We start from the raw sequence: 16960 nt of genomic DNA, 5'->3' as shown, positions 1-16960 counted from the left end.
AATGCCGATGAATCATCAATGTCGCCGTGACCGGCAACTTTGCCTGCTTCACAATCCCGAACTCGTCGGTGGGGCGATTCTCGGGCAATTCATTGCAGGCATTGCAAGCCCGACCGATCAATCTGACTTTTTCTCCGAGCCGGAGAACATCGATTTCCATTCCTTGGAACCGGGCTTAGCTTGCCATTTCATCTTGTCGGACAGAACACTCAGGCCCTCAGAGACAGACGGGCGAACCTTGATCTGGTCATACCAACGTTTCACATTTGGATAATCTTCAAGGTCCTGGCCCTGCATTTTTCGGGGCCTGACCCATGTGAACGTAGCTATATCGGCTATCGAAAATTCGTCCGCCAGATATTCATGATCCGCCAGCCGGTTATCGAGCACTTTGTAAAGGCGAGCGGCCTCTTGTGTGTAGCGGTCTACCGCATATTCGATCTTCTCGGGCGCGTATGTTCTAAAATGGTGTGCCTGCCCGAGCATCGGCCCCATGCTACTCACCTGGAAGAAAAGCCATTGCAGGGCTTCCAGCCTTTTCACTTCAGACTTGGGAAGAAGCTTTCCGGTCTTTTCAGCCAGGTAGAGCAATATGGCGCCAGATTCGAATATCGCAACCGGCTCGCCATTTGGACCATCGTGATCGATGATGGCGGGAACCTTGTTGTTTGGACTGATCTTAAGAAATGCCGGATCGAACTGTTCACCGGCCAGAATATTGATTGGCGTAACTTTGCCAAGCAATCCCAATTCCGCCAAAGCAATCGTCGCCTTGTATCCGTTGGGAGTAGGCCAGAAAAACAGTTCGATCATAGCGTGCGACCTGCTCCCCTTATCCGACGATCTTGAGATGATTCGAACGGTCGAGAAGCATTCCCGGGTTCATAATCCAATCTGGATCAACAGCATTCTTTGCGCCAGCCAACATATCCCGGAAAAGCGGGTCCACTTCCTTGTCGTACCACGGACGGAAGCTGCGTCCGACCGCATGGTGGTGCGTGATTGTCGCGCCAAGCTCCGATATCGCATCAGAAGCCACGTCGGAAAGCGCCTGGTAATGTTCAAGGCTCGTCTCGTGCGTGGAAGGCGCAACGACGGAATAATAGGGCGCCGGCCCATCGGGATAGAGGAAGGAGAATCTGCGGCAAACAATGCCACCGCCGGTCAGCGCTTTTTGCGCCTCGCTGACCCGGCGAATAATTTCCGTGTCCACGGCTTCGAATTTGTCCCAGGTATAGGCCGTTTCAAAGGTAAAGCTGACCACGCCCATCGCAGCGCGCGTATGCATCAATCGCGGCAGGTAACGGAATTGCTCGCGCCAATTCCCCTGCGCGCCGCTGCGGCTTGACTTCAAGGCATCGCCGCCCGATCCGGTCTTGGTCACGACTTCACCGCCGTGGTCCTGGCAAATTTCAACGCCGCGCTCCAGCCAGACATCCACGGGATGATCCGCAGATTCAAAGCCAAGCAGCAGCACAGATTTTGTGCCATCACCAGCGCCATAAAACTGGGCATCTTGCGCGTCCAGATAACGACAATTCGCAGGAAACAGGCCTGCCTGTGTGATCTGCCGAATGGCTGCGGCACCTTGATAGAACGTGTCAAAGGTGATGGTCGCATTCGCCCGGAAGACCACTCGCCCCTGAAGCTTCATCCATGCCTGTGTGATAATCCCGAGCGAGCCTTCAGAACCGATAAAGAGGCGGTCGGGATCCGGGCCGGCACCTGATCCCGGCAATCTGCGATTTTCTATCGTTCCGCGCGGCGTTACGACCCTGAGGCTCTGCACCATATCGTCAATATGGGTAAGGTGGGTAGCATAGTGGCCCGAAGAACGCGTCGCAATCCAGCCGCCAAGCGATGAAAACTCCCAGGATTGCGGAATATGTCTCAATGTGAGGCCGTGCGGCTTTAGCTGATCTTCAAGCGAAGGCCCAAGCGTACCTGCCTGGATAAGTGCGCAGCGGGAGACCGGGTCAACCTCCAGCACCTGGTTCATGTTCCCCAAATCGATAATTACCGAACCGTCGCAATCCTCCGGGGCAGTAAAGCCGTCCGTGACACTTGATCCGCCGCCATATGGAATTGCCGCATAGCCATTATCACCGCACCAATCCAAAACTGCGGCAACCTCGGCCTCGTTGCGAGGATAGGCAATCACATCAGGCGGATTGGTAAAATCTCGCCGAAAAATGCGCGTCAGGTCCTTGAAGCTCTTGCCGTAGGAATGAGAAACGCGATCCCATTTGTCTGAATTACAAAAAGACGACAAGGAAGCAGGGATGGAGATCCGCGATTCCCTCAACTCGATTTCCTCGAGCGTTGGATCAGACAAGACCACCGGCTCATCAATGCCCAGGCGTTTGCCAACGCGAACGGCCATTTCCTTGACCTCAGCCTGGGAAATGACCTCGTCTTCGTATCCCCAGCTATGCCATTTGCGCCTCTTACCATAGTAGCCAGCTTGCTCAGTCATGATTCAATGCCCTCAGAAATCAGTTTGAGCACCAGAAGTTAACGGGTCGACGAACCTATTCTATTGCCATTGAAGTCAGTTTTTTGACAGATTCATTCAACTTCGTGCGCGGCCGGGATCTCCCTTGGATTGGAAAATTCAGACAAGAACCTCGGCTATTGCGGGCTGCTACAGGCCTCATGTTCAGGCGCGAGAAGCCCATCAGCCAATTCAACTGCTCGCGGTCGCTGCCTGCGAAGTGATTCGTTGTTAGGAACCGTTGCATGTCTGGCTCCAGCGTCGATCCCGAGACACTTCCCAGCCAGGGTCAGGTCTCATAAGTTGATTCAGAGGGCGCAGGAAGATGCCCGACAGACCAAGCTCATCCACGAGGCACGGGAAGAGTGGCAGGGTGTACGGCAACCGCATCTGCATGATGTTCTGCTTGATCAGGGTGAGCAGAGCTGTCCCAACCGTGTGGCTCGCCTTGCATGGCAAGCCGGGATCAAAGCTCAAGTTGGCTATAAGCGGCGTCCAGACAGCTATTGTGGCACGCCATCAGTTGTGATCGACAATACGTTGGATCGCCAGTTTGCAGTGTCAGCGTCCGACGCAGCATGGGTAACAGACACCACCTTCATCAGAACGCATGAGGGCTTCGCTTACCTCTCAGTGGTGATCGATCTCTATTCACGGCGGTGGTTGGTTGGCAGATACAAAGTCGGCAGACCGCTGATCTGGTCTGCCAGGCACTGCTGATAGCGGTGTGGCGCAGAAAGCCGAAGAACGTAGTTCTGATCCACTCCATCAGGGCTCACAGTTTATCTCCCGCGAATGAACCTGGCTCCTCCATGCCCACAATCTCAAGCACTCAATGGGCAGGCGCGGGAACTGCCATGATAATGCGTTCGCTGAGAGCTTCCTTAACCTGCTCAAACGCGAACGGATCCGAAGGCGGACATAAAAAACCCGCGCAGAAGCTCGGCAGGATGAGTTCGACTACATCGAAATTCTATAACCCCGTGCGAAAGCACGCCACAAACCCCATGTTGTCACCTGTGAACTTCGAACGACAGCAAAAAACAAACAATGAAGGCGTCTAGATCACTAGGCGCTATTCACTTCAATGTCTTCAATCTCAATGTTCCCCGTCAGCGCCTATGGCCCAGTTCATCGATCCGAAGTCAGGTGAAGTCTTGTCATTGCCGCTCCAATCGGAGACAAGTGGTCTCAACTTTGGTGACGCGAAAATGACCCACATCTCATACAAAAAAGAATTTTCAGATATTCGACAAGTTACATCGTTGAGACTCCTTGTTGATTTCGCGCGCGAACACGACATTCCAGCCCTCGAAATCCTGAAAGGAACGGAATTAGATCTGGATGATATTGAAGACCCATATTGCGAAATTCAGGTCTGGCAAGAACTCCGAGCAATTCAAAACTTGCTGGAGATAGACGATGATCCTGCCAACGGCGTGATTTTGGGAATGCGCCAACACCTGACCTGTTATGGAACACTAGGTTTCGCCATGATGGCTAGCCGCACGCTGGAACAAGCGCTAACGATTGGCGCCAAATTCTACAAGATATCTTTGTGGATCAACGAAGTTTCCGTTGTCCGAGATCCTGACACCATCAAATTCGTGATTCTTGGGCACAAGCTGCCACCATTCAGTCAACACTTTCTAGCTACAAGAGGCATGGCTGCCCTGGTTACCTGGGTCCAAGAGTTAACCAATTCCGAAGTATATCCATGCCAAACTTCATTCAAGAACGATAGACCGGACAATATGGATGAGGTTGGAAAGGCGTTTGGAACAGAAACGCTATTTGGGCAGAAAAACTATTCAATTTCATTCAATCGCAGCTTGTTTCGTATGCAATTGAAATTCGATGACCGTTGGTCACGCATGAGATTAGAGGACAAGCTGAGCAACACCCTTGAAAGGCGCCACTCAAGTACAAAAAACAGAGTCAAGGAAATGCTTGGTCGCGTCCGTCAAGGTGGTGTAATTTCGGCTGTGGCCGTGGGCCATCGTCAGGCGGCTTTGGCGGTGATGTGTAGGGGCTGATTTTCCTCCTCGATCATGGGTTGGTTGAGTTCGGCCATGCCTTCGATCTGCATGTATCGGTGCTGGAGCTGCCACTCGTCGTTCTGCTCCATCAGCACAGCCCCGACGAGGCGGATGATGCTGTCTTCGTTCGGGAAGATTCCGACGACGTCGGCGCGGCGCTTGACCTCCTTGTTGAGCCGCTCGAGCGGATTGGTTGAGTGTAACTTCGTGCGGTGCTGGGTGGGGAAGCCGGTGTAGGCGAGCACGTCGGTTTCGGCCTCGTCCATGCAGGCGCCGAGCTTGGGCCAACGGGTGCGCAACTGGTCGGCGACCTGTCGCCAGACCTGCGTTGCGCTTTTCTGATCGGGCTGCAGGAAGACCTGGCGGATCGCGGCGGCGACGACAGTGTTCTGGCCCTTGGGCACATAGGACAGGGCATTGCGCATGAAGTGCACCCGGCAGCGCTGCCAGGTGGCGCCCATGACGCGGGTGATCGCGCCCTTGAGGCCCTCGTGAGCATCGGAGATGACCAGCTTCACGCCGGTAAGACCGCGCCGAACAAGGTCCTTCAGGAAGTCGGACCAGAAGACCTCCGCTTCCGAGGGGCCGATATGCAGGCCGACGATCTCGCGCCGGCCCTCGGTGTTGACGGCCATGGCGATTATTGCGGCAACGCTGATGATCCGCCCGCCTTCGCGTACCTTGAGATAGGTGGCATCGAGCCAGAGATACGGCCATTCGCCGGTGAGCGGGCGTTTCAGAAAGGCATGGACGCGCTCGTCAATGTCCTTGCAAAGCTTGGAGACGGTGGACTTGGAGATGCCGGTCATGCCCATGGCCTGGACGAGTTCATCGACCCGCCGGGTGCTGACCCCGCCGATCCACGCTTCCTGGATCACCGCAACCAGCGCTTTCTCGACCATCTTGCGGGGCTCAAGGAAGCCCGGAAAATAGGACCCAGCACGCAGCTTGGGGATTTTCAGGTTCAGCGTGCCTACCCGGGTATCCAGCGAACGGTCGCGATAGCCGTTGCGCCAGGTCGCGCGCTCGCTGCTGCGTTCGTGGCGACCCGCGCCGATCAGGCCATCAACGTCGGCCTCCATGATCAGCTGCAGCACGTTCTCGGCGATGGTGCGCAAAAAATCCGGTTGGCCGCCCTTTGCAGCCAGCTCTTCGATCAGTAATCTGTCCTCGGTCATCGGGAACTCCTCTTCGTCACGGTTGAAGTGTGCAAACTCCACCATAACGATGAACCCGGTGGCCACCAGCGACGCCGCATTCCGGGGTGGGGCATGCCCCACCCCGGAATACACCATCGCCTACACCGGAAATTACACCACGAGCGCGGACGCTAACAAATGCTTCTGCAGATGTCAAATGAAAAGCTGTCCACTGAGCCAGAAATTTGTCGAGCTTTAGGGTGCTCAATGAGTACTCTGAGGCGTCGTTTGCATACAGAAGAAACAAATTTTCGACAAATCCAGTCCGAAGTTATTTTTGAACGTGCTTGCCAGCTCTTATTATCATCAACCATGACATTAGAGCAGATCGCTTACACGCTTGGATACTCTGAAGCAGGTAGTTTTTGTCGAGCTTTTAAACGGGTCGGTGGAATGGCACCCGGTCGTTGGCGCAAAGCGAATACATCCTAGCGATTCCACTGCTCAAGCTACAACCTACTCGGCAGGGCGCTTCGACCTCGACTTTTGGTTCTCATGTTCGTTCCTTCGTCACTACGACGAGAACCAAAACCCTCCTAAACTTCAACCGCTAATCTGTCTCATGAACGCTGACGGGGAACAGTCGCAGCTCTCATAAGCCTCTCTGTTGCGCCATCGCGTGATTTCATACTCGGCCGCGCCGTCAAAATAATCGAACACTGGAAATGGAATTCGACGCTGGGCGAGACGATGAAAATCAGTCACATTGTGACAGCCTGGAATATTCATCTGCGTCACTCCAAATCTAGGAGTTTTTGATGATCTTTTTGGATCGTCTTCTTATCAATCTTACCGGACGCGATACGAACCAATGGCTCGGTTGTGACCCGGATGTGCTTTGGGATTTTGAAACCGGCAATCTTGAGCTTCAGATTTGATCTTATGGCGTCGACGTCTACTTCCCGATCAACATATATTGTCGCCGCAACATCCTCGCCCAGCCTTTGGTCGGCTACGCCGTAAACGCTGACCTCAATAATTGCCGGATCGTTTAACATTGCCGATTCCACCTCGGCGCAACCGATATTTTCACCACCCCGAATGATGATCTGTTTCAGTCGGTCGACGACATACAAGAAGCCCTCTTTATCAATATATGCGATATCTCCAGTTCGGAACCAACCATCTTCTAGAAAATCATCAATGGAGTCTGGGCGTTCCCAATATTTGTGAATAACTGAAGTGCCTCGGATCAATAATTCTCCGCGCTCTCCTGATGGAAGAAAATTTCCGCCATCATCAACCACCCCCAATTCAAGAACCGCGCTGACGCGACCGGAACTCGATGGCCTGCTCAGATAATCATCGCCTACGATAGATGTGCCGATGGAATTGGTCTCGGTCATACCCCAGGCGGTACCAGGCTTAGCATTTTTGAATGTGTCATCAAGGCCCTTGACCTGCGATTCAGCGCGCGCAGCACCGCCCCCGCCAACGGCCAACAAACTTCCGACATCATGACCAGTGTCTTGGGCAGCCAGCATGATATCTCCCGTCATGGCCGGAGTGCCGACAAAGCTGATTATTTTCTCGCGTTCAACCAGCTCAACCGCGCGCATGGGATCCCATTTGTACATGGCAACCACTTTTCGCTGTTTACGGTAACTGGCTAGTAAGACTGCCAATAAACCATTCACATGAAATAGCGGCATCCCTAATAGCGTCGAATCGGTATACGCTTTGCTGCCATTTTTTTTAGATTTCGTCCTGCCTTTCAAAACCGCCATGCAAGTTAAATCAAGTTCCCATGACAGTAATGAGGCGAGGATATTTCGATGGGTGGACACTGAACCTTTAGGATGACCTGTTGATCCAGATGTAAACAGAATTACGGCATCATCGTCCGGTCCCAGCTCAACCTCTGGCATATCGACTTTGCGACTTAGCAGAGGTTCGATCGGTTGGGCTCTCTCTTCAGGTTCGGATCGAACCGAGATGAGGTGCATTTCATTCAAGCGGTCATTTCCAATTATACGGTCAAGCCGCTCTTGATCAACAATTGCAACTTTTGTTCCGGTGTGATTCAGTCCGTATTCGAGCTCATCGGATTCCCACCAGGCGTTCAGCGCGACTACGATGCCCCCGATTGATGTGATCGCTGTAAATGCGATTGGCCATTCTGGATAATTGCGCATGCCAATGGCGACCCTATCTCCAGGCGAAATACCATATTTTTCGATCAATTCGGCAGCCAAGCTCGAGGCCCGCTGATACATTTCATTGAATGTGTATCGTTCTGTTTTATAAACGTAAAAAGTTTGGTCGCTGATCGATTCTTTGATCATTTGCGGCAAAGTGCTCGGGGCGTTTACAAACCATTTGCACACATTCCCATTGATCGTAATATCCTGAAGCTCGAATTGCTCACCTCGAGCAGTCAATTTCGAAATCGCATCAGTCCGATCCATCTCGGTTTCCTTCCAAAAATCCTATCGCTTTGGACATCGACTTTGCACAAATTCGGCACTTGATAGACAGAGCCGAATGAAACAAATCTTCGACCAATTCATCCAAGATTCGCATTGAGGGTCACAAACCTGTTCGGATCAGAAATAATCAATTCCAATATGCGGCTCGAAAAATGTTGCGCCATCCTACGAAAAACCAACGAAATATTTCGAAATAGAGCGTTTTCGTTCAACTGCGTTTTGCAAATAGAGAAGAGTCTTGTCCCGAATGGATCAAGCATCTTCCAAGATCATATGGGCGCCTTTTTCGCCAATCATGATCGATGGGGCATTTGTATTTCCGGAAACTATTTTTGGCATGATCGAGGCATCAATAACTCGCAAACTCTTGATTCCTCGCACCCTTAGCCTCTGATCGACAACAGCATTCGGATCGCTATCTGGGCCCATTTTACATGTACCAACGGGGTGATAAATCGTGTCGGCTCGGTTGCGGATGTCTTCTTTTAGCTCCTCGTCATCGTTGCTTGCGCCAGCGTAGAGCGCCTTTCCTCTATGTGCATCAAATGACGGAGCTTGCATGATTTGTTGAGCCTGTTTCACCCCAGCTAACATTGTATCAAGATCGCGCTCATCCTTTAAAAATGCCGGGTCAATCAAAGGTGGAGAATTCGGATTCGCATCTGCCAGTTTTACACTGCCAACGCTCTTCGGACGCAGGACACAAATGTGACAGGTGAAGCCGCCACGCCCATGTTTCTTCAGACCATGCTGGTCGACCATGCTAAAGGCAAAGTGCAGTTGAATGTCAGGAGAGGGTTCTTCAGGATTAGTGTAGTAAAAGGCCCCAGATTCGTTAAAATTTGTGGTCATCACACCGCGCTTGAAAATCAGATATTGAAGTTGATTCATAGCAACACGAAATACTGAGCGGGCATTTCTTCCTAAGCAATATTCGCTATCTGATTCATAGATTAAACTGTAGTCTAAATGATCAGTCAGATTTTCACCGACTCCAGGAAGTTCGAGGACCTGATCGATTTTGTGCTCTTCCAGTTTGGATTTTGGACCAATACCAGAAAGCAGTAATAATTGCGGGCTCTGAAACGCACCGCAAGATAGGATAACCTCTTTGTTCGCCCTGATTATCTGAGCCCGCCCATCGATTTTTGCTCTAACCGCTATTGCGCGTCCATTTTCGATCATTACTTTTTCCGCAATGGAGCGTTTGAAAATGGTGAGATTTTCTCGATTTTTCGCTGGCGTTAAGTAAGCATGAGCGGTTGAGCAACGCCGCCCATTGTCCTGAGTCAATTCATAAAATCCAATACCTTCTTGCGTCGCACCATTGAAGTCGTCATTGCGTGGGATCTGGCACTCCACGCCTGCTTGGATAAAGGTATCGTTCAGTGGATTGGGACTGCGAGGTGGAGATACGCTTAGCGGTCCACCAATGCCGTGAAATTCATTAGCGCCTTTTTGCCTGTTTTGTGCTTTTCTAAAAAAGGGCAGTACGTCTTCATAGGACCAACCCCTGTTCCCTAATGCTTGCCAGTTATCGTAGTCCTCTTTGGCCCCTCTGATATAGACCATAGCGTTGATGGACGAGGAGCCGCCCAAAACTTTTCCTCTAGGTTGGTAGCCAATTCGCCCATTCAATCCAGGTTGCGGTACCGTTTCAAAACTCCAATTGTGAGAGCCCTTGGGAACGGTAAAAGCAAAATTGAATGGAATCGAAATGAGTGGATTATTATGAGTTCCGCCTGCCTCAAGGAGTGCAACTGAGTACTCTCCATTTTCCGAGAGTCGGCTTGCTACTGTGCAGCCCGCTGAACCCCCGCCTACCACAACATAGTCAAACCTCTTCATTCCAAGTTTCCTATTTTAGCGCGAGGGCAAGGCCATCAGTCCAACAAAGAACATGGCATCTGCCACTATATAAAGCAGCTGAACTGGCTATCACTTAAAAATAGGCTAGAATGTCTGTGTAGATTTGGTCATTGACATTTTGCGGGTTTCTGTCGTCATTTTCGCTCAAATTTGTACCGATAACACTGTCGATCGAAGCGACTAGACAAAGTCAAATTGTTCGAATGAATTAGCTAAATTTACGCGTGTGTTTCTTACGCCATGCTCCAGGAGAGCACCCAGCCTGACGCTTAAATGCGCGACCAAAGCTGCCCGATTCTGAATAGCCCAGCGCATATGCTATCTGATCAATTGTCATGGTTGATGACAGCAGCATTTGACTGGCGCGTTCATGTATCACTTCCGACTGTATCTGCCGAAATGTGCAATCTTCCTCGTGCAACCTGCGGCGCAGCGTGCTGGTCGAATGTCCAAGGGCAGCACAGACAGCTGGTTCAGTGGACAATTTCTGATCCGACAGATTTAACAATAAGTCTCTGACCTTGTTGCTTACGGTGGAACGTCTTTTTTCCAACGTTGTTTCAAGTTCATTTTCCAACCGCATTCGCGTCCATCTATTCCTAAATTTCAATGGCTCGGCAAACACCGATCTTTCGAAAGATATCGAATATTGCTTGGCCCCAAACTGAATTCCCTGCCCAAAACATTTTTCAAATTCCTGAGCATCGACAGGCTTGGGTATCTTGAATGTGCAAGTGACAGGCATGACCGCCCGTCCAATCAATTCGTTCACCCATACCACCAATGCTGCCATGCCTCTGGTTGCAAGAAAATTCTGCGAATACTCGGGCAATCTATGGCCCAGAATAAGAAATTTTATCGTGTCACCGTGCCTGGCTACATCCACGTCATTTATCCAAAGAGAGATATTGTTGAATTTCCCTGCAATCTCCAACGCATGCAGAAGGTTTCGACAAGACATCATGGCAAAACCAAGAATGCCATAGCATGTTAGATGCTGCTGCAATCCAGACATTATACCAAGGGATGCGTCACCATCTCTCTCTACCAGATTCTGAATTGCCACTAGCTCTTGCCAGGCCTCGATTTCAAAATAGGGGTCGCTCAGGTCAGCTTCAGTCACTTGAGTGCCTTCAAGAATATGTGGTGTCGAAACCCCTCGTTTGTCGGCGACGTCAAGCAATAGCCTCAAGGCGGTGGCTTCTCTTTTTCTAGAAAAATGCTTAATTATCAAATTGTTATTGGTCTTCTGCATGGTTCCTGACTAACAAATTGATCGAAAATGTCAATAATTGAAGGCTGGCGGCAATGGGAGAATGCTGACGGATCGTCAATACTGCTTCGGAGTTTGGATCACCTAATCAAGGGAAAACGCAATGAGCGGCGAATCAGGTTACTACGGAAAGCGACGGAAATGGCACAGCTGGGGCTATGAGGATGAAGGTATTACGCCTGCAGAAGTCAAAGAGATGGCGGAAAGGGTGGCTCAACGGCTCAATATCGATGAGCCGGTTATTCTTCCAGATCCTACACTAGAAGAGCTTGTGCTCCGTGAGCCGCGGATCAAAATTCCGGCTTCTTTGCAGCCATTTTGTACAACCGACAAATGGGATCGCGTTTTCCATACCTATGGCAAGAGCTTTAAAGATCTAACCAAGATTTACCGCCGCGATTTTGACAATGCTCCTGACGTTGTGGCCTATCCAAAAGATGAGGCAGACATTGCTGCTGTGTTGGATTGGTGCGGCGACAAGGGCTACGCCGCTATTCCTTTTGGTGGCGGCTCTAGTGTGACCGACGGATTTGGTTGTCCAGAAGACTATCCGGGCGCAGTGATTATTGATCTAGGCAATCTCAACAAGATTCTTGAAGTTGATGATGTTTCTAGATGCGCCTTGATTCAAGCCGGCATATTAGGCCCAGCGCTGGAAGAACAATTAAAGCCTAAGGGGCTTACCTTGCGGCATATTCCGCAATCGTGGGAATTCTCGTCTCTTGGTGGTTGGATTGCAACACGCTCTTCTGGACATTATGCCACACACCTGACCCATATTGACGAATCGGTTGAAAGTCTGCGTGTAGTCACGCCAAAGGGTACAATTGAAAATCGTCGCCTGCCTGGTTCTGGTGCTGGACCAGATCCAGACCGCCTGTTTATAGGGTCTGAGGGCTCTTTGGGAATTATTACAGAGGCTTGGATGCGCCTTCAGGGGCGGGTCAAATTCCGCGCCAATGCAACCATTACTTTTGACAGTTTCTATCAAGGTGCTGGTGCCGTTCGTGAAATCACTCAGGCTGGCCTCTTTCCTGCCAATGCGCGCTATCTTGATGAACAGGATGCCAAATTTTATGGCGCCGGCGATGGCTCTAAATCGGTGTTGCTGTTGGGCTTTGAATCGGCCGATCATCCGGTCGACGCATGGTTGGAGCGCGGCATTGAAATTTGTAAGGACCATGGCGGCAGCGTTGAAACCAAAACTGGCTCGGGCGGCGATGCGCTTCAATCCAGCCGTTCCGGGGCTCAAGGCAACTGGCGCAAGCAGTTTCGCTATTTGCCGCGAATGATGCATACGCGTGCAGCGATGGGCGTGGTTAGCTTTACCTTCGAAACCGCGTACACTTGGGATAAGTTCGAATCCATCGATACCGAAGTTATTCGCCGCCTCAAAAAGGCACAGGAAGAGATCACAGGCGGCGGTATTGTTTGTCGGCGCTTCTCATTCCTCTACCCGGATGGCCCGGCGCCATATTATACAGTTGTTGCGCCTTCAGATCACAGCAGGAGTTTGGAAGATTATCAGGCACTTTCAGATGTAGCTTCTGACGCGCTTACCGAGCTTGGCGGAACGATTACGCATCACCATGCGGTGGGTAGGAGCTTCCGTCCTTGGTACGACAAAGAAGTGGATCCGTTGTACCGCGCAATGCTCGCAGGTGCGAAGAACACGATCGATCCAAATTGGATTATGAATCCTGGCATGATTCTTGACCGACCAGCGCACTTCAAGATGGTCGGCTGATTAGAGTATTGGAAAGTTACAATGATTGAACTGTTCTTCTGGCCGACACCAAATGGCTACAAAGCAACTATTACTCTGGCCGAGCTGGGGTTGTTGGACAAAGTTACGCCAATTGATATTCTGTCTGGAGAACAGTTTGATCCTGCATATCTTGAACTCAACCCCAATAATAAGGTGCCTACGATCATTGATCACGATGGTCCGGGCGGAAAGCCAGTTACGATATTCGAAAGTGGAGCAATATTGCTCTATCTAGCGGAAAAAACAGGGAAATTACTACCCAAATCTGAATTCAAGCGCTTAGAAGCTATCCAGTGGTTGTTTTTTCAGGTGAGCAGTATGGGGCCGATGCTGGGCCAGACCCATCATTTCAGAACCTATGCGCCAGAAAAAATTGAATATGCGATCAATCGCTACACCAAAGAAGCAGAACGCCTGTACAAAATCCTAGACAATCGATTGTCTGACCATGATTTTTTGGCCGACGAGTATTCGATTGCAGATATTGCTACATTTACCTGGGTCCGACCGCGCAAGATGCAGGGGCAAAACCTTGATGACTACCCCAATGTGAAACGGTGGTACGATACAATCAAAGTGCGACCGGCAATTTCTGAAGGCCTAAGCGTGCTCTCGGACAATATGAAATGGAATGCCAAGCCGGGTTCCAAAGAATGGGAAAACATGTTTTCGGCCTCTAAGAAGTAGTCAGCCAGGCTGAGCTCCAGCAGCACGTTTTCCAAGCTGACACCCTTTTTGCGGCACGGATCCTGAGAATTGAATAGATATCGTGGAATAATTTGATGGCTATAGCAGTAACACCTTCGGGTGCCTCTTGTGGGGCAACTGTCCGAGGTCTTGATTTAAGCAAGTCGTTGGCGGCTGATGAAATTGATCAAGTACGCAAGGCTTGGCTCACTCATCATGTATTGGCATTTCCGGATCAGAAGTTGGATATTGACCAGCTAGAAGCATTTTGCCGCCAATTCGGCGAACTCAGTGAAGACCCATTCTTTAACCCTCTGCCGGCGCGAAAATATACTGCGGCCGTCAAACGCGAAGCGACTGATACTAACCGCATATTTGCGGAAGGCTGGCATTCAGATTGGAGCTTTCTGGAGAGCCCACCAATAGGTACCGTTCTGTATGGTGTCGATATCCCTCCAGTCGGTGGGGACACTCATTTTTCTAACCAGCAAATTTCGTTTGAATCGCTTCCCGATGAGGCAAAGATACGTTTGCAAGGAATGAAGTCTATACATTCTTCCGCCGCCACTTATTCGGCTCAAGGAATTTATGGCGACACAAGCAGCCATGGAGCAATGGACATCAGAAGTCCGAACGAGGGCGGTGTTTTGCAGCACACTCACCCTTTGATACTCGAACATCCTGAAACAGGACGGCTCGGAATCTTTGGCGGAGGCGCGTACATTATCGGCTTGGAAGGGGTAGCCAAATCCGAAGCCTTGCGCACTCTTGCTGAGCTGAATGCCTGGCAATCAACAGAGGTATTTGTCCATAAACAGAAATGGGAAAAGAACATGTTGGTGATGTGGGACAATCGCAGTGTCGTTCACAAGGCGACAGGTGGTTATGAGGGGTATAGGCGAGAGCTCCACAGAGTAACTGTTTACTGACAGGCGGAGTGTGCGATGCTAGTTGATATCACGCTCGCCAAGGCAATGGCATCGGCAATCGCAGAACAATCACAACTGCCCGTATTCGATCGAGAATTGGATTTGCCTCAGGCCTATCGGCTTCAACACGAAGTATCGAGGTTCAGAGCAAATGCCGAAATCGGAGGCATCAAGGCTGGCGTTACCAACCGCAAATCACAGGAATATTTTCAGATAGATCACGCCCTGATTGGGAGCCTTTATGCTGATGCAAAGCTGCCCAATAATTGCAAACTGCCTTACGTTGAAGGCAGGCTTATTGAATGCGAGGCGGCGCTTCTCGTCAACGAGGAGGGCGCTCCGGTTTCGATTGCCCCGGCGATTGAGTTTGTCCTTCCCAAATTTGCCCGGCAATCTGAAATGACGGCCTCTGGTCTGATTGCCTGCAATCTATGCGCCGAGAGTTATATTGTTGGCGCCTGGCAGCCATGGAGCGCAAGTTTCAACACAGCTTGGGTGACGCTTGTTTGCAATGGCGCGCGCGCCAATCATGCGGCTTTGGAAGAAGCGTTGAATGGGCCTGAGGAGGCTGCGCGGTGGATGTGGCAGGAGGCTGGGATGCGAGGTTTCCCACTTGGCGATCAAACCTTGTTTTTAACCGGGGCTTGCGGGCGTGCTGTCCCTGCGGAAATTGGCGAATACACAGCGGATTATGGCGCTCTGGGCTCGCTCAGTTTCGTAGTGGTATAGGGCGGGCTGATGCTGGCGATACAACCCCGCGCCGTTCATTTATCAAAAGGATTTGCAGCTGAATAACAGAAAGAAACACACTGATCAGAGCAGATTGCCTGGGTCAATCTGACGAAAAAGAAGGCGCAATTCTTCGATCTGGAGATTGTTCGATCGGACCCCAATAGCAAGATTGGTAGGAAATTATGCAATCGACAATTCAAATTGTAGCCAAGTTTACGCCATTGATTTTTGGCTTCGCTTTCTTGTCGCCCCTTTTGATCCAAATTCTGGAAGCCTTGACTTTTACGCCGCCATTTGGACTGTCAAAAACAACTCTTGGATTGATGATCGGCGGTTCGTGGGGAATTTTTGCGCAAATTAGAGGGCGCTGGATATGAACAAATTTTCAAACGTCACCGTGCCAAATGATCTTGGCGCATTTAGCAACGCTGAGCTGCGTAAATTGGAAAATCAAATTGCGCGCAAGCATAGCGGCAATGTGCCTTGGGAAATAGTGATTTGGGGCTTTGGCAATTTGTTTGCATGGATTGCGCTATGGCCAATGGTCATTTTTGATGTGATTCCTTTGTGGCTGGGTTTCATTCTTGCAAGCATCTGCCTTTCGCTGGTGTTCTTGCCTACTCATGAAGCCCAGCACGATATTATCGGACAAAAAGGCTCAAAATACCGCTGGCTCAATGAATTGTTGGGCCACGCAACCAGCTGGATGATTGTCTATCCATTTCAGGTTTTTCGCATAACGCATCTGGATCATCATCGATTCACCAATGATTCCGAAAGAGATCCTGATATTTCCACCAAGGCGCCGGGTCCTTTTTCGGCCATTTGGGCCAGCATTCAGGGCCGCCAACCAAAGGGGTCGCATGGGCAAAACTATTTGAAATCTTTGGCCAATGCTGGCCGCACTGACCTGATTACATTGACCGTTCTTTATCGGTTTGGTTTCCTGGCAATATTGAGCATATTGGCCTGGAATGGCTATGCCTTGGAGGCGGCTTTATTGTGGTGGTTGCCCTTTCACCTAGCACTTTCCTACCTGCATTTTTTCTTATCATGGGTTCCCCATCACCCCGGTAAGGATCAAAGCCGTTATGGCAATACCCGCAACTGGAGGTCAATGGTTGGCAATATCGGAACAATGGGCATGCAATATCACATTGTGCATCACCTTCACCCCTATATCCCATTAACCCGCACTCCGGCTGCCTATCGAGAAATGTTGCCCATACTAAAAGCGCGAGGCTGTAGCCTGGAGATGGTTTGACAGGCGCAAGAGATGCGGCATGGGATCGTGTGGCGTGCCTCCTCGCAAAACCAAGGAATTACCGAAGTGCCTTCAGGGGTATTGTCAGACTAACGTGGCAGGAGAGTGCAGTGGTTGCTAACTTGCCGTCATGAAACGCAAATCTCGAGCTAAACCGCCCAGCCCGTTCAAGCGCTTCAACTCGTCGCCTGGGTACTGTCAAAAGGATGGCCGCTGATCGGCTCGCTTGCTAGCCGGAACGGATGACTGCGACCAAGAACCCGTTTCGGGTGCTGTC

The 16960-nt window shown here is 50.7% G+C and carries 14 protein-coding genes and 1 pseudogene; 9 read left to right on the top strand and 6 right to left on the bottom strand.

Going from position 1 to position 16960, the window contains the following annotated elements:
* Positions 1–117: 117 nt before the first annotated feature.
* Both AN936_RS13035 and AN936_RS13030 read right to left on the bottom strand, forming a co-directional pair.
* Positions 118–813, bottom strand: a complete 696-nt coding sequence (locus AN936_RS13035; protein ID WP_054588525.1) for a glutathione binding-like protein — start codon at positions 811–813, stop codon at positions 118–120.
* 19 nt (positions 814–832) lie between these two features.
* Positions 833–2476, bottom strand: a complete 1644-nt coding sequence (locus AN936_RS13030) for an FAD-binding oxidoreductase (protein ID WP_054588524.1) — start codon at positions 2474–2476, stop codon at positions 833–835.
* 321 nt (positions 2477–2797) lie between these two features.
* On the opposite strand from AN936_RS13030, the pseudogene AN936_RS25510 reads away from it, so the two are divergent.
* Both AN936_RS25510 and AN936_RS24155 read left to right on the top strand, forming a co-directional pair.
* A pseudogene (locus AN936_RS25510) lies at positions 2798–3558 on the top strand (IS3 family transposase); the annotation flags it as partial.
* 57 nt (positions 3559–3615) lie between these two features.
* Positions 3616–4530, top strand: a complete 915-nt coding sequence (locus AN936_RS24155) for an AraC family transcriptional regulator ligand-binding domain-containing protein (protein WP_084758328.1) — start codon at positions 3616–3618, stop codon at positions 4528–4530.
* Here the strand turns inward: AN936_RS24155 and AN936_RS13025 are convergent.
* The gene (locus AN936_RS13025; protein WP_006954973.1) at positions 4497–5711 is read right to left on the bottom strand and encodes an IS256-like element ISSpma2 family transposase; all 1215 of its coding nucleotides are present in this window, start codon (positions 5709–5711) and stop codon (positions 4497–4499) included. The two genes, AN936_RS24155 and AN936_RS13025, sit on opposite strands and share 34 nt — an antisense overlap.
* A 159-nt stretch (positions 5712–5870) precedes the next feature.
* Here AN936_RS13025 and AN936_RS25910 point away from each other — a divergent pair, with 159 nt between their 5' ends.
* On the top strand, positions 5871–6164 hold the full coding sequence (locus AN936_RS25910) for a helix-turn-helix domain-containing protein (protein WP_084758325.1): 294 nt from the start codon (positions 5871–5873) through the stop codon (positions 6162–6164).
* Between the two features lie 302 nt (positions 6165–6466).
* On the opposite strand, the gene AN936_RS24145 is transcribed toward AN936_RS25910, so the two are convergent.
* From AN936_RS24145 to AN936_RS24135, 3 genes are all read right to left on the bottom strand, one after another.
* Positions 6467–8140, bottom strand: a complete 1674-nt coding sequence (locus AN936_RS24145) for a class I adenylate-forming enzyme family protein (RefSeq protein ID WP_084758324.1) — start codon at positions 8138–8140, stop codon at positions 6467–6469.
* A gap of 273 nt (positions 8141–8413) precedes the next feature.
* Positions 8414–10009, bottom strand: a complete 1596-nt coding sequence (locus AN936_RS24140) for a GMC family oxidoreductase (protein WP_082820006.1) — start codon at positions 10007–10009, stop codon at positions 8414–8416.
* 229 nt (positions 10010–10238) lie between these two features.
* Positions 10239–11285 (bottom strand): AraC family transcriptional regulator, encoded by a 1047-nt coding sequence (locus AN936_RS24135; RefSeq protein WP_084758322.1) that lies wholly within the window; start codon positions 11283–11285, stop codon positions 10239–10241.
* A 121-nt stretch (positions 11286–11406) separates the two neighbouring features.
* Between AN936_RS24135 and AN936_RS13015 the strand changes: the two genes are divergently transcribed.
* The 6 genes from AN936_RS13015 to AN936_RS24120 all read left to right on the top strand — a co-directional run bounded on the left by AN936_RS13015 (position 11407) and on the right by AN936_RS24120 (position 16683).
* Entirely contained in the window at positions 11407–13050 is a 1644-nt protein-coding gene (locus AN936_RS13015) for an FAD-binding oxidoreductase (RefSeq protein WP_054588522.1), read from the top strand.
* 21 nt (positions 13051–13071) lie between these two features.
* Positions 13072–13758 (top strand): glutathione S-transferase family protein, encoded by a 687-nt coding sequence (locus AN936_RS13010; protein WP_054588521.1) that lies wholly within the window; start codon positions 13072–13074, stop codon positions 13756–13758.
* Positions 13759–13853: 95 nt separating this feature from the next.
* A complete protein-coding gene (locus AN936_RS24130; RefSeq protein WP_062902880.1) occupies positions 13854–14687 on the top strand; it encodes a TauD/TfdA dioxygenase family protein in 834 nt (277 codons plus the stop codon).
* Between the two features lie 15 nt (positions 14688–14702).
* On the top strand, positions 14703–15416 hold the full coding sequence (locus AN936_RS24705) for a hypothetical protein (protein ID WP_145923454.1): 714 nt from the start codon (positions 14703–14705) through the stop codon (positions 15414–15416).
* Between the two features lie 185 nt (positions 15417–15601).
* Positions 15602–15796, top strand: coding sequence for a hypothetical protein (locus tag AN936_RS24125; protein WP_082831461.1), 195 nt, complete (start codon positions 15602–15604; stop codon positions 15794–15796).
* Positions 15793–16683, top strand: coding sequence for a fatty acid desaturase (locus AN936_RS24120; RefSeq protein ID WP_084758321.1), 891 nt, complete (start codon positions 15793–15795; stop codon positions 16681–16683). Before AN936_RS24125 ends, AN936_RS24120 begins: the two co-directional genes overlap by 4 nt.
* Positions 16684–16960 lie beyond the last annotated feature (277 nt).

It is taken from the genome of Sphingopyxis macrogoltabida (genome assembly GCF_001307295.1).
Taxonomy (GTDB): Bacteria; Pseudomonadota; Alphaproteobacteria; order Sphingomonadales; family Sphingomonadaceae; genus Sphingopyxis; species Sphingopyxis macrogoltabida_B.
Note: the sequence above shows the minus strand (reverse complement) of the source record. Positions and strands in the feature narration are given on the sequence as shown.

Bases quoted from the DNA above. Each gene is read 5' to 3' on its own strand.
- AN936_RS24140 (WP_082820006.1), bottom strand. From the start codon at position 10,009: ATGAAGAGGTTTGACTATGTTGTGGTAGGCGGGGGTTCAGCGGGCTGC.
- AN936_RS13030 (WP_054588524.1), bottom strand. From the start codon at position 2,476: ATGACTGAGCAAGCTGGCTACTATGGTAAGAGGCGCAAATGGCATAGC.
- AN936_RS24155 (WP_084758328.1), top strand. From the start codon at position 3,616: ATGGCCCAGTTCATCGATCCGAAGTCAGGTGAAGTCTTGTCATTGCCG.
- AN936_RS13035 (WP_054588525.1), bottom strand. From the start codon at position 813: ATGATCGAACTGTTTTTCTGGCCTACTCCCAACGGATACAAGGCGACG.
- AN936_RS13015 (WP_054588522.1), top strand. From the start codon at position 11,407: ATGAGCGGCGAATCAGGTTACTACGGAAAGCGACGGAAATGGCACAGC.
- AN936_RS24135 (WP_084758322.1), bottom strand. From the start codon at position 11,285: ATGCAGAAGACCAATAACAATTTGATAATTAAGCATTTTTCTAGAAAA.
- AN936_RS13025 (WP_006954973.1), bottom strand. From the start codon at position 5,711: ATGACCGAGGACAGATTACTGATCGAAGAGCTGGCTGCAAAGGGCGGC.
- AN936_RS25910 (WP_084758325.1), top strand. From the start codon at position 5,871: ATGCTTCTGCAGATGTCAAATGAAAAGCTGTCCACTGAGCCAGAAATT.
- AN936_RS24120 (WP_084758321.1), top strand. From the start codon at position 15,793: ATGAACAAATTTTCAAACGTCACCGTGCCAAATGATCTTGGCGCATTT.
- AN936_RS24705 (WP_145923454.1), top strand. From the start codon at position 14,703: ATGCTAGTTGATATCACGCTCGCCAAGGCAATGGCATCGGCAATCGCA.
- AN936_RS24130 (WP_062902880.1), top strand. From the start codon at position 13,854: ATGGCTATAGCAGTAACACCTTCGGGTGCCTCTTGTGGGGCAACTGTC.
- AN936_RS13010 (WP_054588521.1), top strand. From the start codon at position 13,072: ATGATTGAACTGTTCTTCTGGCCGACACCAAATGGCTACAAAGCAACT.
- AN936_RS24145 (WP_084758324.1), bottom strand. From the start codon at position 8,140: ATGGATCGGACTGATGCGATTTCGAAATTGACTGCTCGAGGTGAGCAA.
- AN936_RS24125 (WP_082831461.1), top strand. From the start codon at position 15,602: ATGCAATCGACAATTCAAATTGTAGCCAAGTTTACGCCATTGATTTTT.